Annotated in this window: 20 protein-coding genes; 9 read left to right on the top strand and 11 right to left on the bottom strand. The window is 49.3% G+C overall.

What is annotated here, in order from left to right:
* Positions 1–6: 6 nt before the first annotated feature.
* Genes ACJJIZ_RS15775 through ACJJIZ_RS15765 form a run of 3 tightly spaced genes read right to left on the bottom strand, consistent with a single transcriptional unit; the run spans position 7 to position 4,228 of the window.
* Complete coding sequence (locus tag ACJJIZ_RS15775) at positions 7–1,281, bottom strand: glycosyltransferase (protein ID WP_444914052.1); 1,275 nt, start codon at positions 1,279–1,281, stop codon at positions 7–9.
* On the bottom strand, positions 1,278–3,521 hold the full coding sequence (locus ACJJIZ_RS15770; RefSeq protein ID WP_444914051.1) for a glucosidase family protein: 2,244 nt from the start codon (positions 3,519–3,521) through the stop codon (positions 1,278–1,280). Before ACJJIZ_RS15770 ends, ACJJIZ_RS15775 begins: the two co-directional genes overlap by 4 nt.
* Complete coding sequence (locus tag ACJJIZ_RS15765) at positions 3,521–4,228, bottom strand: TVP38/TMEM64 family protein (RefSeq protein WP_413662359.1); 708 nt, start codon at positions 4,226–4,228, stop codon at positions 3,521–3,523. The genes ACJJIZ_RS15770 and ACJJIZ_RS15765 overlap by 1 nt, the downstream gene beginning before the upstream one ends.
* Positions 4,229–4,595: 367 nt before the next feature.
* On the opposite strand from ACJJIZ_RS15765, the gene ACJJIZ_RS15760 reads away from it, so the two are divergent.
* The 7 genes from ACJJIZ_RS15760 to ACJJIZ_RS15730 all read left to right on the top strand — a co-directional run bounded on the left by ACJJIZ_RS15760 (position 4,596) and on the right by ACJJIZ_RS15730 (position 14,055).
* Positions 4,596–5,918 (top strand): TolC family protein, encoded by a 1,323-nt coding sequence (locus tag ACJJIZ_RS15760; RefSeq protein WP_444914050.1) that lies wholly within the window; start codon positions 4,596–4,598, stop codon positions 5,916–5,918.
* 3 nt (positions 5,919–5,921) lie between these two features.
* Positions 5,922–7,031 carry an efflux RND transporter periplasmic adaptor subunit gene (locus tag ACJJIZ_RS15755; protein ID WP_444897629.1) on the top strand — a complete coding sequence of 370 codons (1,110 nt, stop codon included), beginning with the start codon at positions 5,922–5,924 and terminating at the stop codon, positions 7,029–7,031.
* Positions 7,032–7,041: 10 nt separating this feature from the next.
* Positions 7,042–10,722, top strand: coding sequence for an efflux RND transporter permease subunit (locus ACJJIZ_RS15750; protein WP_444914049.1), 3,681 nt, complete (start codon positions 7,042–7,044; stop codon positions 10,720–10,722).
* Positions 10,723–10,881: 159 nt separating this feature from the next.
* Positions 10,882–11,211 (top strand): hypothetical protein, encoded by a 330-nt coding sequence (locus tag ACJJIZ_RS15745; RefSeq protein WP_444914048.1) that lies wholly within the window; start codon positions 10,882–10,884, stop codon positions 11,209–11,211.
* A gap of 194 nt (positions 11,212–11,405) precedes the next feature.
* Entirely contained in the window at positions 11,406–12,296 is an 891-nt protein-coding gene (locus tag ACJJIZ_RS15740; RefSeq protein WP_444914047.1) for an AEC family transporter, read from the top strand.
* A 138-nt stretch (positions 12,297–12,434) separates the two neighbouring features.
* On the top strand, positions 12,435–12,959 hold the full coding sequence (locus tag ACJJIZ_RS15735) for a hypothetical protein (protein WP_444897625.1): 525 nt from the start codon (positions 12,435–12,437) through the stop codon (positions 12,957–12,959).
* Between the two features lie 127 nt (positions 12,960–13,086).
* Positions 13,087–14,055 (top strand): UDP-glucose 4-epimerase family protein, encoded by a 969-nt coding sequence (locus ACJJIZ_RS15730; RefSeq protein ID WP_444914046.1) that lies wholly within the window; start codon positions 13,087–13,089, stop codon positions 14,053–14,055.
* A 30-nt stretch (positions 14,056–14,085) separates the two neighbouring features.
* Here the strand turns inward: ACJJIZ_RS15730 and ACJJIZ_RS15725 are convergent, their stop codons facing one another.
* From ACJJIZ_RS15725 to ACJJIZ_RS15715, 3 genes are all read right to left on the bottom strand, one after another.
* Positions 14,086–14,637: a hypothetical protein gene (locus tag ACJJIZ_RS15725; RefSeq protein WP_444914045.1), complete on the bottom strand. Its 552-nt coding sequence runs from the start codon at positions 14,635–14,637 to the stop codon at positions 14,086–14,088.
* A 711-nt stretch (positions 14,638–15,348) separates the two neighbouring features.
* Positions 15,349–16,512, bottom strand: a complete 1,164-nt coding sequence (locus tag ACJJIZ_RS15720; RefSeq protein WP_444914044.1) for an alpha-hydroxy acid oxidase — start codon at positions 16,510–16,512, stop codon at positions 15,349–15,351.
* A gap of 153 nt (positions 16,513–16,665) precedes the next feature.
* Positions 16,666–17,310: a right-handed parallel beta-helix repeat-containing protein gene (locus tag ACJJIZ_RS15715; RefSeq protein WP_444914043.1), complete on the bottom strand. Its 645-nt coding sequence runs from the start codon at positions 17,308–17,310 to the stop codon at positions 16,666–16,668.
* A gap of 28 nt (positions 17,311–17,338) precedes the next feature.
* Between ACJJIZ_RS15715 and ACJJIZ_RS15710 the strand changes: the two genes are divergently transcribed.
* Positions 17,339–17,548: a hypothetical protein gene (locus tag ACJJIZ_RS15710; protein WP_444914042.1), complete on the top strand. Its 210-nt coding sequence runs from the start codon at positions 17,339–17,341 to the stop codon at positions 17,546–17,548.
* 636 nt (positions 17,549–18,184) lie between these two features.
* On the opposite strand, the gene ACJJIZ_RS15705 is transcribed toward ACJJIZ_RS15710, so the two are convergent.
* A complete protein-coding gene (locus ACJJIZ_RS15705) occupies positions 18,185–18,613 on the bottom strand; it encodes an Rrf2 family transcriptional regulator (RefSeq protein ID WP_444914041.1) in 429 nt (142 codons plus the stop codon).
* A 115-nt stretch (positions 18,614–18,728) separates the two neighbouring features.
* Between ACJJIZ_RS15705 and ACJJIZ_RS15700 the strand changes: the two genes are divergently transcribed.
* Positions 18,729–19,628 (top strand): NAD(P)/FAD-dependent oxidoreductase, encoded by a 900-nt coding sequence (locus ACJJIZ_RS15700; protein WP_444914040.1) that lies wholly within the window; start codon positions 18,729–18,731, stop codon positions 19,626–19,628.
* A gap of 105 nt (positions 19,629–19,733) precedes the next feature.
* Here the strand turns inward: ACJJIZ_RS15700 and ACJJIZ_RS15695 are convergent, their stop codons facing one another.
* From ACJJIZ_RS15695 to ACJJIZ_RS15680, 4 genes are all read right to left on the bottom strand, one after another.
* Positions 19,734–21,119, bottom strand: coding sequence for an L-serine ammonia-lyase (locus ACJJIZ_RS15695; RefSeq protein WP_444914039.1), 1,386 nt, complete (start codon positions 21,117–21,119; stop codon positions 19,734–19,736).
* A gap of 188 nt (positions 21,120–21,307) precedes the next feature.
* Positions 21,308–22,285, bottom strand: coding sequence for a tRNA 5-methoxyuridine(34)/uridine 5-oxyacetic acid(34) synthase CmoB (gene cmoB, locus ACJJIZ_RS15690; RefSeq protein WP_444914038.1), 978 nt, complete (start codon positions 22,283–22,285; stop codon positions 21,308–21,310).
* A gap of 7 nt (positions 22,286–22,292) precedes the next feature.
* Positions 22,293–23,036 carry a carboxy-S-adenosyl-L-methionine synthase CmoA gene (gene cmoA, locus ACJJIZ_RS15685; RefSeq protein ID WP_444914037.1) on the bottom strand — a complete coding sequence of 248 codons (744 nt, stop codon included), beginning with the start codon at positions 23,034–23,036 and terminating at the stop codon, positions 22,293–22,295.
* Between the two features lie 100 nt (positions 23,037–23,136).
* Positions 23,137–26,046 carry an insulinase family protein gene (locus ACJJIZ_RS15680; protein ID WP_444914036.1) on the bottom strand — a complete coding sequence of 970 codons (2,910 nt, stop codon included), beginning with the start codon at positions 26,044–26,046 and terminating at the stop codon, positions 23,137–23,139.
* Positions 26,047–26,159 lie beyond the last annotated feature (113 nt).

Below are 26,159 nucleotides of genomic sequence, written 5' to 3'. Positions count from 1 at the left end.
TCTGGACTAACGCTTGGGTGGTTGATTCAAGGCTGCGCCTGCGGCTTCTGTGAAGCCCTCGAAAATCTCCCACTGTATGGTGATTAATTTTCCAGTGCGTATACATCGCGCATAAATAGAGTTATCGAGCGGCCAGTTGTAGTGCACGAGGGGTTGATAGAGATCCAGTGCACGCTGGGCACAGCTATTCATGGAAAAGTCCTGGGCCGTAATTCTGGCTTCCCTGATCATCTGCTGGCGGCGGTCATCAGGCAGGTTGTGGAACCAACGTATCGCCGCCACAAAATCATTCAGCGATTCTTTGGTTACCAGGCAGCCGTTAATACCTTGCTTCAATATATCTCTCGATCCATTGGCTTCCAGGGCGATCACGGGAACTCCAGAGGCCATTGCCTCAGACAGCACTAGACCTTGGGTTTCAGTAGTGGAAGTAAATAGAAAGGTGTCCATCGCGCTGTAGACATCCCGGCGGGCATCGCCAATGACTTTCCCTGGCATATGTACACGTTGCATTAATTTTTTGTCGGTAAAAAACTGCTGGAGCTGATCTTCCAATGGGCCGCTGCCAGCGAGAAGAAAGTGTGCGGATGGATACTCCTGTAAAAATTTGGCGACGGCCTGACAAAGAAAAACCAAGTTTTTTTCCTTCCCAAAGCGGCCCAAGTGTCCCAACAAGAATGCTGATGCGGGTATTTTCAGTTTTTTCCTGAGCTTATTTCCTTTTCCATGGGCGTATTGCTCTGGGTGCACTCCCGTAGGGACTTCCGCGATTGGAGTTTGTACCCCTCGCTCCCGGAGAAGTCTCACAATACTCAGGCTTGGGGCTAAGACCAGATTTGCTTTATTGGCGAAGCGGGTGGCAACTTCCATTACAAAGCGTTTGAGTGCTTGTGAATCTCCCATCAAATTGTGGGTGTAGTGCTCGTACAATGTGTGATGGGTAAAAACGAGCGGTAGCTCGCGCTCTCGCGAAATACGTAGGGCAGTCAGCCCCAGGAGAAAAGGGTGGTGGGCATGGAGGATATCCGGACGGAATTTATCCAGCGCATCATTCAAAACCCCTGAAAATGGCAGCGCCATGGAAAAGTCGGTGCCATTAAAGTTCTGGATTGAGTGAATTCTCAGAACATGTTCTTCATCGTCAGACTTTTGCGGGAACTCAGGTGCGATCACCAGTACTTTGTGCCCACGTTTGCGATATTCCTCACTAAACGCGGCGACGGAGTGCGCAACGCCGCCCACGTGAGGCAAGTAGGTGTTGGTGAGCATCACGATATTCACTTGGGGCTCAACTCCACACTCTGTGATTCGTCGGTGATCAGCACTGGCCGGAAGCCGATGGCCTTAATGGCGATAGGTGGGGGCTTCCCATGCCAATCGGCAGCCCAAGAGACCGTTGGCGTGGAGCCTGGTTGAATCTCCAGGGTGACCGAGCCAAACCGGGTTGGCGCGGGCCCAAAGCGGATGGGCTGATCTGAGTCAGTACCTTTGAGCCACTCGGGGGGTAGCCCGGAGATGAGAACCAGAGCGTCCTGCTCTTCGCGGACAAAGCAATTGCGTTGCATCGCCACCCACTCAGCCGCTGCCCAGGCGTGCTGTCCATCCCCCATGCATCCGCCGAGAGAATGGGGGTGGATGGCTTCCGGCCATTGCCCTGTTGGCGATGCCAGTTCTGCCACACTGCGCATAAGGTCAATACAGCGGGCATCTCCAGCGCGAAGCAATACCTGGGCAATGTGGAGAGTGAGGTAGGCGTTAATGCCGGAATGGATCATGTCCTGGAAAAACCCGCCGCTCACAAAGCACTTTTCCATCAGGTATTCCGCCAGGTCTACCAACCTCGGGTCCTCTGGTGGGTAGAGTTGCAAGGGATAGCCTGCGGCGATTGACCCTACGGCACCGGCATCCAGGCGCCGGTTTGGTGAGGCTGGCATCGCGGGGCGGCCCAGGCGGTCCTGCGCATCCTGCAAGCTTTGATCGATAGTGCGCTGGAAGTCGCTGGCAGCGGTATTGAAGCGGTGGGCGTTGTCATCCATACCTTCGCGCGTGCAAATACTGGCGGCACTCTGCAGACCGGCGACGCCCCAGAAGTCGTCCCAGTAGTAGCAGTCGTTGGGCCCCAGGTGTTCTGCACTGAATCCCGCAGGGAGCAGGCCCCCACAGGGGCTGCCATCATTCGGCAGGCGCTTGTTGATAATCCATTTGGCACCCCTGACGACAGGCTCGCACCACGGCTGCTTTAAGGGTTTACCGGTTAATTCACAATAGAGATTGAAGATCCAAAGGGCTTCACCATTGGAGTCCCATTCGCCGTCCTGGGAGTGAAAAAAACCATCCCGCTTTTGCCGGTGGGGAAATTGCTCCAGAGCTCTTTCTGCGCGGTTTGTCAGTCCGGCATAAAGCAGCGATTGAATCATAAATGCCGCGTCCCGAAACCAAAACCGTTTATACGTGTAAGGGCCTGGGTAGACATCTTTGGGAGAATGGAGAATAAGGGTGCGTATTGCTGAGTCGTAGAGAAACTGAAACTTTTCGTCGGGAACGGTCAGGGCGCAGTGACCTTCCAGCACGTGTTCCCAGCAAAGGGGAGAGCGCTGCTTACTCTCCTCTGTGACCAGGGGAATAGCAACCTCAATCTTGCGGGATTTTCGGTCTTCGATACGAAACATAGCAGCAGCGGAGGCCATGCCAATATCGCAGAGCCCCTCGCGATTGCTCTCTTTGTCTCGGAGATGGAGGTAGATATCGCCACGCTTGTAATTGGATGCCAGGTGTTTGTCCACCGGTTGACTGAACTCCACTGCAGACTTGTCTTCAATAAGCCAATTGCGCCCGCTATCGCCCAGGCGAACCTTGTGAACAAAGCTGACGCCCTCCGGATTGCAGGGGCGCAAGACCACCATTAACCAGCCGCCTCCCGGGCACTGGGCATTGAGTTCAAGCACACTGCGGGGGTGGCCTTGGAGCAGGCTCACTGAGGCCCTATTGTGCAACTTCAGACCCCGACGATGGGATTCGGTAACTATTGCAATATCATCTCCCAGTTCCTGGTGCTGGTTGCAGAAGCCGAGGGTGGAAGGCATTAGCTCTTCACCGCTATCACTGATGACCCAGACATCGATAGACCAACCATCGTAGTGGGGTGTAAGCAGGCCTCGGGGGTCGACAATCGGCAATTCTTCGCAGTCGGGTATACCTACAGCAGTCCAGTTGCGATGGCTCAAATTACAGTGGCTAATGGAAAAAGCCCGGGGGATAAACGACTTGTCATAGGGATCGAACTGGCGCTGAATCCAGTAGGGCCACACCCAGTCCAGGTTGTGTTGTATGACTTTACTGTTGATCAGTGCTCGAGCGTGGAATACCGCTCCTGCGCGTAGCAGCTCGATGGGCTCACTCACCTCTGAAGGCTCGGCAAAGCGCTGTAGATGCGCCATCAATGTGAGTGGATCAAGGAAACCGTGAGCGGTGGCAAAGCGGCGTACGAAGAAGCGCCAAGGTAGCCATTTCATCCAAGGCATCAGAGATCCTCTTCTTTAATAATTCTTTTCAATGCACGGCGAGCCATTCGGGTGAGCCCGATTAGTGCGATGACGGCCAGGGCGAATCCGGCAATATAAAATCCCCACTGAATTGGAGTGCGCTCCTCAACCTTGCCCAGGGAGGTGAGATCTGCTGCGATGGAGCCGATGTAAACGTTGTGCAATGTAAGAGGGATAATTCCAAGGAAATTTCCGATCACAAAGTCACGCAGTCGAACTGGAGTCAGTCCAAAGAAGTAGTTCGACAACTTGAAGGGAAATAGGGGAACCAGTCGGGTCAACATAATCATTTGCCAGCCCTCGCGACGAATTACTTCACCAACAGTCGCGGGCTTGATATGAGACATAACCCACCGAGAGGGCTTCTCGCCGAGAAGGTAGCGGGCAATAAGAAATGCGAGGGTTGCCCCGAGTACGGTGCCGGCAATAACCAGTAGAGTTCCTTTTATAACGCCAAATACGAACCCCGCCCCCATGGTAAAAATGACGCCAGGGAGTAAAAAGACGATTGCTGCGGCCACAATTAAGATAAATAGCAAACTTGTCTGCCAGCCCTGCTCATTGAGCCACTGCATCAGCTCAATAATCTGATCATCCAGGTCAAAATAAACCAATAAGCTCAACACCCCAGCCACGGCGATAGTGCAAACCGCGAGAATCAATAGAGGAATAAACTTCACCGCCATAGGGTTTTCCACGGAACCAAAGAAATACGGTTTTGATTGCCGCCATTAACTAGCCTAGCTAAAGGATCGCGACAGGTGATGCTTCTTAATGGCGTCTACACAGTTTCTGTTCGGAAAACTGATGGGAGGGGGCTGTCCGCTCTAAAAGGTGCTGGTGTTTTCAAAAATGAATTTCTAGTCGCGAGTCGTTGGAATATAAATTTATTGAGTTATTAAAAATGTGAATATTGTCCAAGGGGACAAATAGGAATCCGCCAGTCTGGGGTCAGCAGTCCGGGCAGTGGCTGTCAACAGATATACTTACTCGATCCTAAATTTATTTGCGCAGTGAGCAGATTTAAATTGTTGCTGGAAATAGAGGTGGCCGTTGTTCGAGTGCGCGCTCGCAATACTGCTGACTGGCGGCGGAGCCTGGAGCTATGCCAGCGAGCCGGTTTTGACCCTGGAAGATGCCGTCGATTTGGCAGTGACAGCTAATTTACGGGTTCAGGCGGCTGCGCTTGAAGTTAATGAGGTTTGGGATGACGTCGAGGCATTAAAAACAAAGCGCTATCCCCGGCTGGAAATGAATGCAGGGATAATCGATAACTTAACACGCCAGAGGTACACCTTTGATCGTGGCGTTTTTGTGCAGAATTCTCCGATAGGCCCTATCCCTCCTAGGGATATAGAGATCACATCAGAGGAAGGTGTGACCAAGACCTTCTCTGTCAGCGCGACCCAACCTATCACACAGCTATACACAATAGAGCTAGAGATTTGTGAGGGGTATGTTGTCACTGAAATGGCGGAGGAAAAGGTTCGCTTGGTGCAGCAGGATATAGGCTACCTCACCAAGATCCAGTATTTTGAAATTGGCAGAATCCTTGGTGATTTACAGGCCGTGGATGAAGCCATTATCTTCCTTACCTCATTGAGTGAACTTGTAGGGAATTATGTTGCACAACAAGTTGCCCTCGAGTATGAACTTTTGGATGTGCGAGCACGCCTGGCCCAGCGCAGGCTGGAGCGCCAGCGCCTTACCGATGAGATGGCGACAGCGAAGGAGCGTCTCAATGCGTTGATGGCCCGGGATGTTGAGACCCCCTTCAATATTCAGAGCCTTCCAAACCCTCATCATTTAGCGTTCGATGTCGAAACCTCTTTAGGGCTTGCCTTTGAGCAGCGTCCAGATCTCGCTGAATCAGAGCTGTCGATTGAACGGGCTGAATATAGTTACGATGTGAAGAAGTCTGAATACATCCCCGATATCGATTTGAATATTGAATATCTAAAGCTCTATGACGTCAGGTTGATACCCGATGCCGAAGCTTTTATTGCTTTGGAAATGCGTTGGGAGTTTTTTGATTGGGGGCGGAAACGGGATGAACTGTCCAGTCGTGCCAATAAAATTCTTGAAGCGGAAAAGAAGTCTGAGGAGGTTCGAAATCGAATAGAAATAGAGGTTCGTGAGAGTTTGCGTCGCTTGCGTACTTCTCAGGAGTCTGTGGGGGTTGCGCGGGAATTACAGGCAGCTTATAGGGAGAAAGTGCGGGTAATGACAAATCGCTACCGTGAGCAAGCTGCCGTTCTGAGTGATGTCCTGGAGGCGGAAAAACAGCTTTTTCGTGCGAATAGCGACTACAACCGCGCGGTACTGTCTGTATGGGGAACCCTGGCTGAATATGAAAGGTCGGTGGGGGAGGTGTGATAAATGCGCGTTATCAGCCTCTGTATTATCGCTATATTTGTGGTGGTTGGTGGTTGCCACCGCCAACCACCGGAGAGAAAGCCCACACCGGTGGAAGTTTTTGTTGCCCGTTCGCAAGACGCTGCAGCTGGTTATCCCTACTCTGCAGTCGTCAATCCTTATACGCAAGTTGATGTAGCATTTCGTACAGAGGGCTATGTACGTGTAATACCCTCGCGAAAGGCACTCGGGCAGACTCGTTTGCTGCAAGGAGGGGATTACGTTAAACGCCATGAAGTATTGGCGAAGATTGATGACGAGCAATATAGAGATCGCGTGGTGGAATCCGCTGCAAATGTGAGTAAAGCAGAAGCAGAGAGGCGTAAAGCTGACCTCAATTACAAACGGGCAACTGCGCTTTTTGCCACTGCTAGTATTACCGCGCCTGATTATGATTCAGCCAGGGAAGAGTATGAAATTGCGCAGGCGGCAGTAGTTGGCAGTAAGGCCCATTTGGACAGGGCAGAGGAAGAGTTACGAGATACCGTACTGCGCTCTCCGCTGACTGGAATTATCCTGCAGCGTAACATAGAGGTGGGCACATTGGTTCACTCGCAGTCGGTTGGCTTCGTTGTGGCTGATATTTCCCGCGTTAAGGTTGTATTTTCCGTACCGGACATCGTGTTGAGTTATGCTCCACTGGGCAGTGTGGTGTCATTGCGTACAGAGTCTTTACCAGACCTTACATTCAAGGGCATGATCACTGAAGTTTCGCCCATGGCTGATCCCCGCACCAGAGTTTTCGCAATTACGGTCACTGTTGACAATCCAAAAGCGCAATTACGGGTAGGAATGATTATGTCTTTGGCGCTGGATAAAATACCGATACCTCCAGATAGGGTCGTCATACCGCTCTCATGTTTAGTAGCTCATCCTGGTAAATCTAAAGGATTCGCTGTATTTGTGCTGGAAAGAGACAAGGAATTATTGCGAGCAAAACTAAGAAAAGTGCTCCCGGGGCAAGTGGTTGGCAATGATATTGTCATTATCCAGGGGTTAACTGAGGGCGAGGAGGTTGTATCAACTGGTGCTGCCCAGCTCAGAGATGGGGAAGCTATAATTGTCGTGCCTTGAGGGCTAGGGAATGACAGATCAGGAAGAAAAAAGACAGGCAGAAATTATTGAGGCGGAAAGTCACCACCGTTTCAATACTGCACGTTTTTTTGTAGACAACCCGAGTATTTCCGCTGCATTGCTGGTCACTATCCTGGTATGGGGGGTAGTTGCATATCTCTTTATGCCGAAAAGCAAAGATCCAGATATTCCTGTGCGTATTGCTGTAGCAACAACTCATTGGCGTGGACAATCTGCAGTAAGAGTTGAAGAGTTGGTAACTCGAAAAGTTGAAGAGGCGATAGCGCAGAGTGAATATCTCCACGAGCCGGATTCACGGACCTTTGCAATAAAGTCCCTTACATTAAATGGTGTCTCTATAGTACAAGCGCAGTTAGCACCGAAAACCGATGTCACCAAGGCATTTAATGATCTAAATCTGAAGCTGATTGATGCTCAGCAGCAATTACCATCTGGAGCTAGCAAAATTTCTCTGAACTCGGAGTTTGGTGATACTGCAGCTATATTACTCAGTGTTGCTAGTCCCCGTGCAGGGCCAACTGAAATTACATTGCGTGCGGAGGATATTAGGGAAGGTATTTCAGAGGTTCGAGGGCAAGAGTCAAATAGTAAGGGACGGGTGAGTATTGTTGTTGCCCTTCCTTTGTCTTTAGCAGATACGTACTCTGCTACAGGCCTATGGATTTTTGCTAACTGGCTGGAGGCCCAAGGATACGGAACGAATTTTGAAGTATTAAATGGGGCTGGCTACCTTGGGGTGGATTTTTTATCTGATAAAAGTAACAGTGAAATACTAGCGGCTACAAAGCTCTACCTATCCGATAGGCTAAGTGCCCAGCGCTTTTTTCCCGATGCTTGGGACCCTTTCGTAGTTCGTAACCTGGCCAATACTCGTGACAATTTAATGAAAGTGGCAGGTGCGAAATATAGCTATCGTCAACTTGATGATTTCTCTGATCTTATTGCAGCAAATATAAGAGCCATTCCTGAAGTGAAAAGGGTGTTAAGAACTGGCGTACTCACCCAAGAAGTGAAGCTGCTGTATTCGCAGGAGAGGTTGGCCTCCTATGGGCTGCGACCGGATATGATTGCCCCTATTCTAAATTCCCGCAATACAACTATTCCCGGCGGCACCATTATTTCGGATGATTTGGGTATCGCGATTATGCCCAGTGGTGAATTTAATAACCATGAAGAAATTGCCAATGTCCCGGTAGCTTTGAGTGATACAGGAACGCCGGTGTATTTGCGAGGAATTGTCGATATTATTATGGGGTATCAAGCACCACCGCCCCTGTTAAATTACTATGTAAATAAAGATGAAAATGGAGAGTGGCAGCGTAGCCGCAGCATAAATCTCTCTGTGCAGATGTTGGATGGCAAACAAATAGGCGAGCTTGGTCGCAATGTAAGCACAGTCTTGGAAAAGGTTAAGGTTGATTTACCAAAAGACCTTATTATTGAAAGAGTTTCTGATCAGCCGCGTCAAGTGCGAGAGAGTGTAAGCCTCTTTCTAGAAGCTTTGATAGAGGCAATTATTTTAGTGGTGATAATTGCGTTTATCGGGTTTTCAGATTGGAGATCTGCTGTACTGTTAATGATATCTATACCAGTAACACTGACAATGACCTTTGGATTTATGCAACTGCTGGGGATTGATATTCAACAGGTGTCAATTGCTGCGTTAATAATAGCTCTGGGCCTTTTGGTAGATGATCCAGTAGTTGCGAGTGACGCGATTAAACGACAAATGGCATCCGGTAAACCCTCTATTATTGCTGCTTGGTTGGGCCCAACTTTGCTGGCTAAGGCGATTTTCTTTGCGACATTGACAAATATTGTTGCGTATTTGCCGTTTTTATTGCTAACGGGTAACCAGGGGGATTTTCTGCATAGTCTTCCTATTGTGATGGTTTGTGCTTTGGTTGCATCCCGCATTGTTTCCATGACATTTATCCCTTTTCTTGGGAATACGTTATTACGCCCGCCGGACCAAACGGAGCGCAGCTTGGAGGTGCGGCGGAAAGAGGGGCTTACCGGGCACTACTACCGAACAGCAGATTGGGCTATAAGTAACAGAAAGATTGTTATATTAATTGCTTTAGGCATCCTTGTATTGGGTGTTGTTATAAAAAGCCAGTTGAGGAATGCATTCTTTCCCGCTGATGTTCAGTATTTATTTTATGTTGATGTCTGGTTGCAAAATGATGCGAGTATTGATGCAACGGATAATGTAGCAAAGGTCGCAGAGGAAATAATTAGAGAAACTATCGAAGAGTATCAGCGGGAGTATGTAAAAAATAGTGATGGACCCATATTGGAGGGGATTAGCAGCACTTTAGGTGGTGGGGCGCCACGTTTTTGGTACACCTCTAATCCTCAACAAAAGCAATCCAATTATGGGCAGATTATCGTTCGATTAAGTGATAAGTATCTGACACCTATTCTAGTTCCAATTATCCAGGCTGCTCTTTCTGAACGAATCCCTGGAGCGGAGTTAGATGTTCGCCAGCTACAAACAAGTACTGTTGATCACCCTGTTGAGATAAGAGTTTCTGGGCGAGTTGCTGTTGGGTCTTTGGAGGAGGAGAAGGATATAGCACTTCTGCGAGAATATGCTGCAAAAGTTAAAGAAATTATTGAGAAATCTCCTTATGCTCGTGTGGTTCGCGCTGATTGGGCAGGAAAAAGTCTAGTAATGAATATGAATGTGCTAGAAGATCGAGCTGAGATGTCGGGCGTAACCAATGCTGATATCGCTCTGGCATCGTCTTCAGGTTTTACTGGGTCTACAGTGGATACCTTGCGTCAGGGAGATAAGGAAATACCTATTGTTGCCCAGCTTCGATTGGCGGAGCGTGGACAGTTGGAGGATGTCAATAATCTATATGTATTCGCATCTGATAGCGATATTCATATTCCATTGCGACAAGTGGCAACCACTTCCATTCTCTTTTCGACAGAAAGAATATATAGATTGGAAAAGTTTCGAACGATTACTGTTTATGCATTTCCATATTCCGGGTTCATTTCATCAGATATTATGTCTGGTGTTCAAAAAGAGTTAAAAGAACTCTCAAATTCTTTGCCTGCTGGATATCAATTGCAGATATCTGGAGATGCAGCCAGTACTCGTCATGGATTCTTGCAATTACTAATGATCATGGCTGTTTCCTCCAGTGCAATATACCTTGCTTTGGTATTCCAATTTAGTAGTTTGATAAAGCCTCTGGTAGTGTTCGCCACGGTTCCATTAGGTATGGTGGGTGCACTAGTAGCGTTGTTTATATCTGGTCAGCCATTTGGATTTATGGCGTTTTTAGGGATAGTGAGTCTAATAGGCGTCATTGTCAGTCATATTATTGTCCTATTTGATTTTATTGAGATGCGTCATACTGCAGGAGATTCGCTTCGTCAGGCATTACTTGATGCAGGTATTCTTAGACTGCGCCCTATTTTAATCACTATTGCGGCGACTACCTTCGCCTTGATTCCCTTAGCTATTCACGGAGGCCCCCTCTGGCGGCCATTATGTTTTGCGCAAATTGGCGGCCTTATCTTGGCCACTTTTGGAACACTATTTTTGGTGCCGGTCATCTATACAACTATGGTAGAGGACTTAAAATGGATTAAGTGGACTGAGCGTAAGCCAAAGAAAGGGAGCGATCCCAGTGACTTGGTGACTACCTAAGTCATGTTTTCCCTTCCCTGGGGAATGTTGTAGAGATTCGATGACGCCTTCAGGTAGTAATACTATTGGCAAGAAGGAAATGGCTACTTACTGAATATCGGTTGTAAATTACCACTGATATACTCCGAGAATTGTCGCTTAATACAGCGCAGCTGGACAGTGAAAAGACTATGTTTTGATCCTGCAACCTCGACAACTGCTAGGATCAAAATGCGCTTATTAATGAAAATCCTGATACCGGCAAAGGCCGGCAACAAGTCCATTGCTGATGATAGTATGTCTGTGGCGATGAATGATTTTATCGCCTCAGCCAATCCTGAGGCTTCCTACTTCTTTTTGGAGCAAGGAAAGCGTGCAGCAATTTTTATTTTTGAAGAGAACTGTCAAGATCAGCTGATGACCTATAATGAAAAATTTTTTGCTGCCTTTGATGCTGAAATATGGATCACTCCGACCTTAAACCTTAAGGAGTTGCAGTTGAATTTATAGGCATTTTTTATGGTTGCAGTTTCTGACTTGAAAATCTGTCAGAACATCGCAATTTTGCCTGCTTAATTCTGTGGGATATTAGAAGGTAAATATATTATCGATTTTTTTTGTGTGTTCTGGTGGGGCTGTCAACGTATTAAAGGGGTGCTTGTTACGCAGTGCTGAGAAGTAGGGCAGAGGGAGTTTGATGTTCGATGAGAACCCTATTTGAAAACGTATTTGAAGTTATTATTCCCGTATTTATCTGCGTTCTTATTGGATACCTGTTTGCAGCAAGTAAGCAAGAATTAAATTCCAAAATGGTATCCAAATTAATGGCCCATATTGGTTATCCGGCGCTGATATTGGATCATATGCTGGGCCAGCAGATAGTATTGGGTAGATTTCTATGGATGCTGTTGGCCGCCTTCCTGATGTACTCGTTGATGTCAGTGCTAGCCCTTCTATTCTTATCTTTATTTAGGCAAAATATACGTACTTACTTTTCTTGTCTAAGTATGAACAATGTAGGCAATATCGGCCTCGCAGTATGTGCGTTAGCATTTGGACATGCGGGAGTTCTATACGGAATTGCTTTTGTTGTTGTGGGAATGATTTTTTTCTTTGTGGTTGCTCCTGGAGTAACATCGGGTAGCTGGTCGGCCAAGGAAATTATGCTTAGCCCAGCAATTTACAGTGTGGTTTTTTCTATAGTCGCATTGATTTTCAATATAAGTTTACCAAAGCCCGTTATGTCATCTCTTAATATTTTGGGCGGTATGGCAACCCCTCTAATGTTGTTGACCCTCGGACATAGCTTGGCCCAAATTAAGCTGGGTGATACTAAGATTGGATTGGTCTTTGCTATTGGGCACATAATTCTCGGTGGCGCCGTCGCGCTTATTTTGATAAATCTGTTTAACTTTACGGGTGCTATGCGAGGGGTGCTTATTCTGCAATCCCTTATGCCATGCGCTGTTAGTACTTACCTCTGGATATCTATTTATCGCCCCCAAGATACCCCGAAGATATCCGGTATTATTTTCCTCTCAACTATTATGAGCATTTTTATTTTGCCTGTTGTGTTGACTTATTGGGTACAGTAGTTCATAGCTAGTGCCTGAGCTTCAGGCTATTTGGGAGTGATAAGGTGGTTCACTAAACTTCTGTGTGTTGTTCATTTGGCCTTCACAGTACGGAATTCACAGCCGTAGGTAGATTATTTAGGGAGGCTCCAGACTTAAATGCCAACACAGATTTTGACTGGGCGGCCACTCTTGCTGCTGTTGACGTTGCTACTTTTCATGCTGGCTGTGCCACTTCTTGTTATTGCAACTCCCCATCCTCCAGGGCTATTAACCAGCTCCAATGATGATCAATATGCTAATGAGGAGCTATTGGGAGTTACATTTTTTCGAATGCTCCATCTGGATAGTACTATGGATAAGCAGGTGCGCCCGGATAGAAAAATCCAAACACCACCGATCCGCCACTTTGAAGGTGCTACTGCCAAGAACTTTCAGGAAAAGATAGCCCATAAAAAATACCACCAGATTTGCGATCGGCAGTCACCTAAAGGGTTGTCTCTTTGCGAGGAGGCGAATTGGAAGTACAAGCAAGCGAAAGCCTGTTTACAAGCCAGGGAGGCTTGGGAAGCCCGCTGGGGCAGGCCGGATACTCAAGCTCCACATGGGAGAGCCCTGAAGAATGTCCGGGCTCGGCTTAAAAATGCTATTACTGACAAAGAACGCCTTTGTGGTATTGAATAGAGTTCTAATAGCCAGCGATGCTTGGATAGTTTGTCATGCTCACTATGTAGTTGACGAGATAAAGGTGTGTCGAAAAAGTGGTCCGTGTAAACTAACGTGAATTCTACAGCTGAGAAATAGGCCCCCATTGAAAGGACGTATATTACTAACCGGCGCTAGTGGCTTTGTGGGAACCGCACTCTTGCCGCACCTTCGCAAAGACGGTTACCAGGTTTTGCCGGTGTATCGCCGCGATGTTGAGGGCGGCTTTCAGATCGGTGACCTGTCAAGCAATACGGATTGGGCACAGGCGCTTGTCGATATAGATACAGTCATTCACACCGCTGCGCGCGTCCATGTAATGGAGGAGACCTCTGCTAACCCTCTGGAGGAATTCCGTCGGGTGAATGTCGGGGGTACTATCAAGTTGGCACAGCAGGCGGCTTCATCCGGTGTTAGACGTTTTATTTATCTTAGTTCTATTAAGGTTAATGGGGAGTCTACCGACAACCGCTTGCCATTTAATGCGGATGAACAATGTGATCCTACGGATCCCTATGGGATTTCAAAGAAGGAGGCCGAAGACGCACTGCTTGAGCTGGCTGAGTCTACGGAGATGGAAGTTGTTATTATCCGACCACCTCTGGTCTATGGCCCTGGGGTCAAGGCGAACTTCCAAGCGATGATGCGTTGGCTTACCAAGGGGATCCCACTGCCACTAGGGGCTATTCATAATCACCGAAGCTTGGTATCTATCGGCAATTTAATCGACCTGATCCGCGTTTGTATTTCTCATCCCAATGCGGCAAACCAGGTATTTCTGGTATCCGATGATATGGATGTATCGGTAACAGATTTGTTGCGTGGTTTATCCCATGCCATGGGATGTGATGCTCGACTATTGCCTCTTCCCCAATTCGCACTCACCAGTGCGCTGAAGCTAATAGGAAAGGGGGCAGTTGCCGAGCGCTTGTGCGGTTCACTACAAGTGGATATCACTAAAACCAAAGAGTTGCTTGACTGGACCCCCCCGGTGGCCTTAGGTGAGGGTCTGGCGGAGACTGCACAGGCATATTGCCAGGCAGGAAGCTCTCAGACCCCACAAAAGAGCACTTAGTCAACATTTATTGCCTACGGAGAGTGGTAGTCACCCCTCGTAATTGGCAACCGCAGCGTAAAAACCAAGCAAGTAGGTTGCTGGAACCTCAATGGTAGAGCTGTGCCCGGATCTTGCTCTCAGTTTAAGTTTGAGTTTATCTCGATTGCGCACCGAAGCCTGTATTTGTTCCTCAGTGAGAGCAATATCCAGGATCTCTTCAAGCATACATTCATTGCCACTTACGCATTGAAGGACATTTTTGTTAATAGGGGCTGTCTCTACTGGTTGTCCGCCATTTAACTCCGCAGACTCATAGTGACGCCACGCCTTGCGATAGGTGATATGGATCTGTAGATGGTACTTCGTTGGCTCGTTAGCAGCGGGTTCAAATGCGCGGAGGTTGTAGTAGTAGAGGTTCAGGTCAGAGCCATCAGTAGTGGCCTGTAATTTCGGCCCTGAGAACTGAGTACCAGAATTTTCCCCACTAGCTTGTATAGATACCGCCTGTCTGATTTCCCCTGCCGTTTTTTCCGAGAGCTGAGTGACTGAACTACAGCCAGCCAATAAAACCGCTGCCAGAGTTAGTGTGAATTTGGTCATGGGTCTTCCCTGTTTTCTTTTCACTTCTTTTGGGGCGGAAGTATCGCATAGTTGGAGTGCTGGCTGAAACTCAAGGTTGTCGTTTAGCTGGGTTCTCTCTGAAGTCGTTATGCAAATGTACGAGTATGCGAGTGATTTATCAGAGGGGCAGGGTGGCACCAAAAGATAATCTGCAGCAAGTGTTATTTGGGGGGATTATTTAAGGTGTGACAGATACGGTGAAACATACCTTTATCAGGCTAGGCTAGTTAATGGTAGAGAGAGATAATTAGTCTTGATGAATTAACTGGGAGAGGTTTCACTAGTTGGTAAACTCTTCTGAGCCAATGCAAGACATAGTTCCTTCATGTTCTTCACGAATCCACCTATTACAGCTGTAGTTCTGTAGTATAAACCCCATATCCAACCGATGATACCTGGCAAATAGTGCGGCTAGTAGAGCGGGCTGTGCCGGGGCTATTTCGACAGGTTTGTCGATTCTTTAAAGCTGGAGTGGAGTTAATTCCCTGTTCATTGGGGCGAGGTGATTTGTTTTGCTTGGGGCAGCCATTTAAGGCCAGTAAAATTATGCAAACCATTGATTGAATTGACCAGCGTATTGGCCGAAGAGCACTATTTCTAGGGGGAAGGGTATCCAAAAGAATTGGAAAATGCGGTAACAGTATAAGCTTTCGGCTTACACGACTCGGCGGGATGAACTGCCTGAGCTTTTCATCTGTTGGTTAGTTCTACCTTGCCGCAAATGCCTTCAAGATTAGTAGCTCCGATTTGCTGCATAACCTGAGTTAACTGAGCTTTAAGTAGGTAAATTGCATGATTGGCTCCTTCATTGCCAAGGGCACAGACGCTATACATAAAAAATCTTCCCAGAAAGCAAAAGTTTGCCCCTAGGCCACAAGCACTTGCGATATCCACACCGGATCTGATTCCACTATCGATAGCCAAGGAAATCCTATCCTGATAGCTGGAAAACCGTCCCAGTAAGGGGAGAGTCGCTTCGCCTAAATCAAGTTGCCGTGCACCGTGATTGGATAAAATGACTCCATCTGTCCCGAGTTTAATCGCTTGTTGAAGATCGGGTTCACTCATTATCCCTTTAATAATAAGTTTATGGGGCCATAGATCTCTTATGCGTTTTACACTGTCAAAATCCAGTGGGCCCATAGTTGTGGTGTTCATAAACTCGGTTAGTTCAAGTTTTTTGTTATCGGTATCAATGTAAGGCTCTAGATTTTTAAATTTAGGGAGACCGTATCGCAATGTAGATAGGCTCCAATTTGGCCTGAGTATCGCTTGCCAGATGTTTTTTACATTCAACTTCGGTGGCATTGCCAACCCGTTGTGGAAGTCTCTGGGGCGTAAGCCAAATGTAGGAACATCAATGGTAATGACTAAATGTTGATATTGGGCAGAGGTTAGTCGGGATAACAGGTCAGAAAGAATGGCTGGGTCTGTTGGGTTGTAGAGTTGGTACCAGGCTGTTCCCTGTGAGACTTCAGAAATTCGCTCTAGTGCTTCTGAGGATACAGTGCTGAGAATGAATGGGATATTGTGCTCGTATGCAGCTTTAGCGAGTATGACAGGTGCATTTGGCCACATAAGCCCCTGTAGCCCTATGGGGGCTATGCCAAATGGAGCACTGTATAACTTCCCAAGAAGCTCACAGTTTAAATTCGGAGTAGAGTTTGGACGGATATATTGGGGAGTGAATTTTACGGAGGCAAATGCTTGGCGATTGCGGCATAAGCCAATATCATCCATACAGCCCTCTATTAAGTACTCATAGGAGAATTTTGGAACTCTCTGCTTTGCGCGATTTTTTAGCCTTTGGGAGCTTGCGAAGTGGCGATTGAATCCATTGCTGCAGTTGGTCACACTTAGCTCCTAGGATTGTTATTGACTCAAGATTAGTTAGGTGGGTGATTGTTGCCTCATTTGGGTAGAATGTGTCGCTTTAATAATAATACTTAAAACCGCATCACCACCCCTCTAATAAGTGGTGATGCTGGATTTCGAAATACAGGTAGTTCATTCCAGACAGGCTGGATCAGCAGTTACGAAATTATTGGCAACCCATTGGTTGCTGCCTGTACAGTTTGGATCTATTCTATCCTTTAGGTCGAAGGGTAGATTGTTCTCGGCAGTATTCCCAAGTATTAAGTTATTAGATGAAGATTGACTGGTAATTACAATCCCTCCAGAATCTCCGGAAATACCATCACCATTATTCATTACTGTATTTTGTACTATCGTATTATTGTCTGAGGCTTCCATCTCTATTCCAGCTCTCTGACTGCCTGTTACGAAGTTAAAAGCCACTGTACCGAAATCATTATCGGCCTCAATGCCGTCACGGTCACTGAATTCAATATAATTCTGTATAACGCTACTGAAATCTCCCTGCATGTCGATACCATCTTCACCACTGAACTGTATATGATTTTTTATGGCGGTATTATTGTCGCTTCTTAGATCTATGCCATCTTCTAAGCTGTTAGTGATTGTCATATCTGAAATGGTATGGAATCCAGTGCCAACTACAAATATTCCATAATTGCAGTTGTTTACCGTTCCATCAGTAACAAGAGATGCCATGCCGGTGATACGAATACCCGCTGCATCGGTAAATAGTGGGAGGTTGTCAAGATTGCATGTTAGCGTATACCCATTCATATATAGACTCCCTGAAGGACCTTCAACAATGAGACCATTTTGGTTATCTATGTCTATCGGGCAGGTAAGATTCTCTGTAAGTACAGTAGGGGTTGTAATAGTATCACCACAATTGACAGCAGTTGCGCTGTTGGATGCAACAAACAGAATTGCGGTAAAAGTGCTTATTTTATACGATTTTCGAAAATTAATCATTTGTATCTCCATTATTGATTTGAAAGTTATTGATGGCGAGTAAGTTTCCTGGCTAATTAGATCTCGCATCAATTTTGCATTCTGTCTCAATAGTCGTTTTTCTTAAAAGTATGATTGGTAATTTACTATCTGTTTTTTATTTGATTTTATTCGGGTTTCTAAAGTTAGGTTTCTTAAGGTTTGGCAGGGTAGGATATATTGTAGTTATTAGGTGAGGCTCTTATTGGCGACTATTTTACAATAAATCTTTATAAGCCATTTTTAATGGGTGATTGCTAGGTGAGTCTGCTCATATTTTGGTTGGTTTTTGGGGGAGGTTTTTTAATTGTTTTAATGGTCAAAGTTCTAGTTTCTTTGTGGGGATTTTTAAGGGTGTGTTTGGGTTTTTGCTGCAAAATAATTTAACTTATATTAAGGCCCTTGAAAATGTTTATACTATTTTTCCGATTTGGATAGTTGCAGCCTGCTATGTAAACTAGATAACAGGGATGCCATAAATTTAGTTTTATTATTCTTAAGGAATACCTAGGGTTTCCAAATTCTCTTGACGGAAAAAATATTTAATGAGCCCCCAGGCTTTCAATTTGAGGGGCAAGTCGCTTGCTAAATTTCTGGCAGAAGTGGGTGTTTGGGGAGCATTATAGGCAACGTAGCCTCGCTGGCCGTCTGGCTATAGTAGTTATTTCGAGGCTCCTGGAGGTTCGAAATCTCGCCCGAGCAGGTCTAGAGTGATCTCACCAAATCGCGTGAGCAAAATACTTTCTGCCTCATTCATTGCATCTTTTAATGTGGCGTTAACGGCATGTTCAATAACGCAGTTAGTGTGTTCGTCTGTGAGGCCTATGGTAAAAACTGAGTTGTCTCCCAGCGCTTTATGGATATCCAGAAGTGTAATTTCATTCAGGGGCTTCGCGAGTGACCAGCCCCCATTGTGTCCTTTACTGGAGCGCACGTACCCCTGATCACGCAATAGCGCCATGGTTCTGCGAGCTACCACTGGATTGGTGAGGAGCATAGCTGCCATCTTGTCTGAAGTAACCGGCTTGTCGGTCATGTTTAAATGAATCAGGACATGAAGTGCCCTGGATAGTCGGCTGTCTTTACGCATAAATCACCTAGGTTTCCGTCCTGTAGTTTATCACGAAACTTTTTCTGTTACGTGTATTGTCTAGGTTCGAAATTTTGTGTAACAATAAAAGTTACATGATATTGGAGAGGTGACTATGGATACGGATGTATTAATCATCGGTGGAAGTTTTGCCGGTTTATCTGCGGCGATGCAGCTGGTTCGTGGAAGGCGTAAGGTCGTTGTACTGGATGCTAAGAGACCTCGAAACCGCTTTGCAAAAGCGTCTCACGGCGTGTTTTGCCTGGATGGAAAGACACCAGAGGAGATTCGAACCACGGCGCTTTCTCAACTACAAGCTTATCCGAGCTTCCAGCTGGTTGAAGGGGCTGCGGATAGTGTGGATGTCCAGGAAGAGGGTTTTGTTGTCGCTGCACAGGGAGGTGCCACTTTTAAAGCGAAGAGGCTGATTCTTGCAACGGGTATTACGGACCAGCTACCTGATATCCCCGGGGTAAAGGAGCGCTGGGGTAGGAGTGTGATTCACTGTCCCTATTGCCACGGTTATGAGCTGAGTGATCGCCCTTTAGGTGTGCTGGCTACCAGTGAGCTGTCTTTCCACCAGGCGGCGATGATTCCCGATTGGGGCGCAACTACCTTGTTTACCCAGGGCCAGTTTAATCCGCAGGGGGAAGTGCTCGATCATCTGCTGGCTCGGGGAGTAATGCTGGAAGAAGCCCCGATTACGCAGTTGGAGGGAGAGGGGGATAGTTTACGTGAAGTTGTTTTAGCGGATGGCCGCAAGTTGCCACTGGAGGGTCTCTACGTGAGCCCCAAAGCGGAGTTGACCTCTCCGTTTATCGATCAATTGGGGTTGGAGCTGGAGGAGTCTTTTACCGGGCGGATTGTGAAGGTGGATGGCTTTAAGGAAACTTCTGTAAAGGGAGTTTTTGCTGCTGGGGATTTATCCAACCCGATGCAAAGCGGAACCTTTGCGATTGCATCCGGTACCATGGCAGGTGTTGGGGCTCATCGCTCGTTGATATTTAATCAGTGACTTTTAAAGACCGGTGGGAGTTCGTTGGAGATATGCCACAAAAAGAATTTGGTATCTTTAGGGCTAAAAGCGGCAGGAGCAGATTTGTGCTCCTGCCGAAAAATATCAGCAGTTCACAGCATTTACCGCGAGTCCGCCGAGAGAGGTCTCTTTGTATTTGCTCTGCATATCGATACCGGTTTGACGCATCGTCTCGATAACGCTGTCCAGCGGTACGATATGAGCGCCATCACCGCGCAGGGCCAGGCGTGCGCCGTTAATGGCTTTTACGGCACCCATGGTGTTGCGCTCGATACAGGGAACCTGCACCAACCCGCCGATTGGATCGCAGGTAAGGCCGAGGTTGTGTTCCATACCAATTTCAGCAGCGTTTTCAATCTGCTGGTTGGTGCCGCCCTCTACGGCGGCCAAGCCGGCAGAAGCCATGGAGCAGGCTACGCCGATTTCTCCCTGGCAGCCCACCTCAGCGGCAGAAATAGAGGCATTCTTTTTAAACAGCATACCGATAGCGCCAGCGGTGAGCAGGAATTTCACTACCTGGTCTTTCAATTCACCGTGAATTTTGCTGTCGTGTACAAATTCCACGTAGTAGGCGATAACGGCGGGAATCACACCGGCGGCACCGTTAGTGGGTGCGGTGACGATGCGCCCGCGCGCGGCATTTTCCTCATTGACGGCGAGGGCAAAAAGACTAACCCAGTCGAGGATGGCGAGGCCGTGGTTGCGCTCTTCCGGGCTCTGTTTACTCAACTCCCGGTAGAGTTCGGCAGCGCGGCGGCGAACATTGAGGCCGCCGGGCAAGATGCCATTCTGGTGGCAGCCTCGCTCAATAGAGGCATCCATTACTTTCCAGATATTCCACAAACGGTCTTTGACCTCCTGCTCGCTGCGGAAGGCTTTTTCGTTTTCCATGGCCAGCTCGGCAATAGTCCAACCGTGATGATCACAGATCTTCATCAGCTGTTCTGCATTGCTGAAGTCATAGGGCAGAAGGGTGGCGATTTCCTCTTTGTGAGCGAAATCTTCTTCAGAGAGCACAAAGCCGCCGCCGATGGAGAAATAGCTGCGCTCGAATAGCAGCTCTTCGCCAGCGTAAGCCTGGCAGGTCATTCCGTTGGAGTGCTGGGGAAGAAATTCCTCCATATGGAAAACCAGATCGCGCTCGCGAATAAATTCGATATCCTGGTCACCGTTTAATAACAGGCGGCGCTCGCTCTGGATTTGCGCCATTTTCTCGTCAATCGAGTCGACATCAATGGTGTCTGGAGATTGACCCAGAAGCCCCATCAGTACCGCCATATCGGTACCGTGACCAACCCCGGTCAGGGCCAGCGAGCCATATAAATGGACTTGTACGCGGTCTGTGCGGGGCAGCTGTTCACGGTCTTGCAAATCCTGCACGAATTGGCGGGCAGCGACCATAGGGCCCACCGTGTGGGAGCTGGAAGGGCCAACCCCAATTTTGAAAAGCTCAAAAACGCTAATACTCATAAATATTCTCTGCGCCGGGCTGCATCCTGCGGCAGCCCTCCCTAAAGGATATAGTTGCACTATTTAGGGGCGCACTTTGCCTTATGAGTCGCAACAATCAAGATGGTGCTCCCCATTCCGTACAAAATTCTATTAGCAGCAAATTTTGCGGAATTTATGAGTTCCCAGACCTTAAGCGTATAGACAAGCTACGGCGCTTCCGCGACCAAAACCGCTCTCTTGGGCGCGGGGTGACCTTCCACGGTTTTGTCTGGCGATTCCGGGTCGAGAAAATCTGCAAGGGATTCGAAGTACATCCAGTCGGTACGCCGCTGTTCCTCCAGGCTGGTGGTGTTCAAATCTACGGTCCTGGGATTGCGGAAACCGCACTTGCGCAACCAGCTCTCCAGGGTGGCACAGCTGGGGAAAAACCACACATTGCGCATCTTTGCATAGCGGTCTTCGGGTACCAGGCAATCGCCCAGTTTGCCGTCGATAACCAATGTTTCCAGTACAAGCTGGCCGCCGGGGCGGAGGGTCTCGCGCAATTCGCGCAGGTGATCCATGGGTGAACGGCGGTGATAGAGCACCCCCATGGAAAAAGTGGTATCGAAAGCGCGCAAGTTTGCCGGGAGGGCTTCAATACCCAGGGGCAACAAATCCACTGGTGCTTCCTGGCCAAGGTATTTTTTCAGCGCGTAAAATTGCGCGACAAATTTGGCGGAAGGATCAATACCGATGACCCGGCGCGCGCCGGCACCGTAGGATCGCCAGCAGTGGTACCCATTGCCACAGCCCACATCGAGCACCAGTCGATTTTTCAGTGGTGCCAAGTGCGGAAGTACCCGATCCCATTTCCAATCGGAGCGCCACTCAGTATCAATATTTAGCCCAAATAACTCCCAGGGGCCTTTGCGCCAGGGGTGCAATTTGCGCAGCTCCCGCTCCAGGGCTTCGAGTTGTTCCGGGCTGGCATCGGCGGCGGTGCCCGCGCTGACCTTGCTGTTGAGTTCGATAGCGGAGGGCGTGATTTCCGGTAGGGCTTCCACCGCTGCACGCCAATCGGGCAGGTCGCCCCAGCGATGAGGGCTCAGGTTTTCAGCCACCTGTGTTGGCAGCTGGGCCAGCCAGGTGCGCAGGGCGGGAACGTGTTGCAGGCCTTGATAGAGTTGGGTGTAGTCGATCACGGGGTACTTACTTTTCCGGCGCGCCTTTGATGGCGATTAAAGAGGCAAAATTAAAACACTGAAACCAGACATCGACACTGGTAAAGCCGACATTTTTCAGTCGTGTGCGGTGGGTATCCAGGGTTTCCGGAATTAATACATTCTCCAGGGCAGAGCGCTTCTGTGCGATTTCCAGCGCGCTGTAACCGTTGGCGGCTTTAAAGGAGTGATGCAGTTCGATCATTAAATCGTTATGGGCTTTATCGGCGAAGTCCACTTTCTCGGAAATAATCAGAATGCCGCCGGGGCGCAAACCATCGTGGATTTTCTGCAGGATTTCTTCGCGCTCTTCCACCGGAATAAATTGCAGGGTGAAGTTGAGCACTACCACCGAGGCATTTTCGATAGCTACGTTTTGCAGGTTGTCGCAGATAAGTTGAACGGGAACCTCGCCGCTATCGGCTTCGAGGACCGTGCGCGCCTGATCAACCATGGCTTGCGAATTGTCTACGGCGACGATTTCACAGTCGGCAGCGGGAATGCGATGGCGCATGGCCAGGGTTGCCGCGCACAGGGAGCTGCCCAGGTCATAGCAGCGACTTCCGGCTTGGGCGTAGCGCTCTGCCAGCGTGCCGATCATGGCTACGATCGTGGTGTAGCCGGGCACGGAGCGCTTGATCATATCGGGAAAAACTTGCACCACTTGGCGATCGAACTCGAAGCCGGCTACCTGGCCCAGTGGGTTTGCATAAATATTGTCGTGTTTACTCATTGGAACTTCGCTAGAGGATAACGGCGATAGATCGGCGCCGGTTTTGGCCGGCGCCGCAGAGCTTCCCCGGACAAATTGCCGGGGAATCGTCGAGCTCCAGTTAGAGCTTTTCTTCCTTCAAGTTGAGTTTGGCTGCCGCTTCGCTACCTTGGGGACCAGTAACAATGGCGGTACTGGCCTTGCTCGGGTCCAGATAGGTGGCTCCGACGCGTTGCAGGTCTTCCAGGGTAACTTCCGTAACCTGCTTGCGGAATTGCTGGCGCGTCTCGTGGGTGCGGCCGTAAAGGCCCGAGTGGAAGTTCTTCTTGGCTTCACCAGCGGGGGAGCCGGGTTTATCTAGACCGCCGACGACGCCGAGGATCGCTTCCTCAACCTGTTCTTCCTTGTGCTTCTCTTCGGCCAGCCACTTCAGGGATGCGTCGAAGTCCTCCAGGGTTTCACCCATACGGGGATCGCGGTAGGAGTAGAAGCGGAATACGCCAATATTGCTGTCGTGGCCGGCTCCGCCGCCGTAGGCGCCGCCCTGTTCGCGGATAGTGCGATGCAGGAAGCCGTTGCGCAGGAAGCCGCTCAAAACCGACAGCGGTGCCGCATCCGGGTGGGACATAGGCACAGTGGCGTAGGCCTTGGCACAGAAGTTCACCTGGCTGTTGGCAACCCAGAGTTCCTCGATTTGTTTGCGTTCGAAAGGTGCAGCGGGGTTGGCTGCGGCGATGCTGGAAGTAGAGGTCAGCGGCATCAGTGTCTGGCTGAAATCGCCAATTTTCTCTTCTTCACCCACCAGCAGGAACTGGCGCGGTGCTGCGAGGATTTTCTGGTGGATAGCCTGGAATTGGGTGGAAAGGTCTTGCAGGCCTTCCTCTTTTTCCAGTCCGCCAACCAGGGCTCGCAGGTTGCGCAATCCCAGCAGACCACCGCTGGCATGGCTCTCCCAGGCGGCGCGGTTGTAGCCGGCGCTGGCGGCAGCCATGGCGAGGGCGTGGCCGTTGCCGACAACACCCTGTTCGCGGCGGGCGAGGGTTTGCAGTAGCAGTTCCTTGATGCGGGCGTGCTCGTCAAAACGCACCTGCTCCATAGTGGCTTGCATCAGTTCGGTCAGGCCGCCCTGATTGCGAGCCAGCGCTTTACCGGACAGGATAAAGTGGCCGGACAGGTGATCCAGGTCGTCGATGGCAGTACGGCTGCTGGTGAAACCGTGCAAGGCGCCAACCACGCTGGTCTGCCACTGCTGGACTTCCAGGTAGTCTTTTTCACCCAGGCCAACTTCGCTCAGTACCTGGCAGTAGTAGGGCAGCAGTTGTTTTTCGGTTTCGGTAAATTCCGGTAGCGCGCAGACCATTTGTTGGTAAACCAGGCCGTTGGTGCCCGCGCTATAGCGGGTCAACTTCTGTGGACCCAACTCTATTGCTTCGCCTTCGACATCGGGAAGCTCTGCGGGAATATCTTCCACGCCGACCTTGGGCAGGATAGAAGCGTCGTCCTCGCGGTTTTGTCGATCGGCCAGGGCTTTGGCGGTTTCGACAATCTGTGCTTTTTCTTTGTCGCTGAGAGCGGCTTTGATTTCCGCCAGCTGGTCTTTCTCCGCCTGCTCGCGGCGCGCAGCCAGCTGCTCATCGGGACTCAGAACCATACGTACGCGGTGCTGGTTTTCCAGCAGAAGTTCACGGGCTTTATTGGCGATAAACTTCGGATCTTTGATCTGCTCGCGCAGTCGCTCCAGGGTGGCATCGATATTCAGCAGGCCGATGGCATCGCCACGGTGAGTGGCGCCGGTCAATGCGGTGAGAATCAATTGCAAGCCGAAGGGGTAGCCGTCGCCACCAATTTCTCGCTGTTGTAATTCCAGCTGGTGCAAGCTGGCTTCTACCTGTTCGTAGGGGATGCCGTTTTCCGCCACGTCCCTCAGCACGTCGAGAACCTGTTGCTCAAGCTCGTCGGCACTTTCGCGTTCGCTGCCTTCAATACCGCAGACAAACACCAGTTCGCGTTGGGAATCGTCCAGGCCAACCAGCGGCGAAGGGGAAGTGCCCAGGTCGGTGGTTTCCAGCAGCTTCATCAGCGGTGAAGCGCTGTTATCCAGCAGTACGCCGGCGAGCAGGTGTGCGGTCAGGGCCTCTTCAAGATCGGTGACATCACCCAGCAGCCAACTCAATACGATATGGGTCTTGGCCTTCAGAGGCTCGCCATTTAACGGGTAGTGCTCTTCGACTTTCAGCGGCGCCTGGTAGCGGTCTTCGCGCCCAACGGAAATGGTCTTGTCGAGTTTCTCGAATTTGTGCAGCGCTTTTTCTTCAAACGCGGCCTGGTGTTCCGCTGCGGGAATATCACCGAAAGTCATAAAGGTGGCGTTGCTGGGGTGGTAGTGGCTGCGGTAGAAGGCAACCAGCTGCTCGTAACTCAGCTTTGGAATATCAGTAGGTTCGCCACCGGAGTTGTAGTGATAGGTGGTGGTGGGGAACAGGTATTTGCTCAGGGTGTGCCACAGCTGCGAGGTGACGGAGCTCATGGCACCTTTCATCTCATTGAACACGACACCTTTGTAGACGAGCTCGCTGCTCGCATTATCCGCTTCGGCAAATTCCAGGCGATGGCCTTCCTGGGCAAAGTCCAGCGGGTCCAGGCGCGCAAAAAATACCGCATCCAGATAGACGTCGAGAAGGTTGTCAAAATCCTTTCGGTTCTGGCTGGCAAACGGGTAGGCGGTCCAATCTGAACTGGTGAAGGCGTTCATAAAGGTATTGAGTGAACGCCGGATCATCATAAAGAAGGGATCGCGCACCGGGTACTTGTCACTGCCGCACAGGGCTGTGTGTTCAAGAATATGGGCGACACCGGTGGAGTCTTCGGGCACGGTGCGCAGGGCGACAAGGAAAACATTTTCCGAGTTGTCTGCGGCGATGTGCAGGTGCTGGGCACCGGTCGTAATGTGTCGGTATTCCTCGACGCGCACGCCGAGAGAATCAATATCTGCGCTGGTAACCAGTTCAAATGCAGGATGTGAGTTGCTCAAAAGACAGCTCCCTGGAGTTATATGAATTTTCTGGCCGGCCACTGCTGCCGGCGAAAGGGCGCTATTCTACCGCTTGCACACATCGGAAAGACAGTGTTGACAAGGATGCCAGT

The sequence above is a fragment of the Microbulbifer maximicatervae (SeqCode) genome (genome assembly GCF_052467225.1).
The sequence above is the reverse complement of the archived record's forward strand: the minus strand, read 5'-3'. Positions and strand labels throughout refer to the sequence as shown.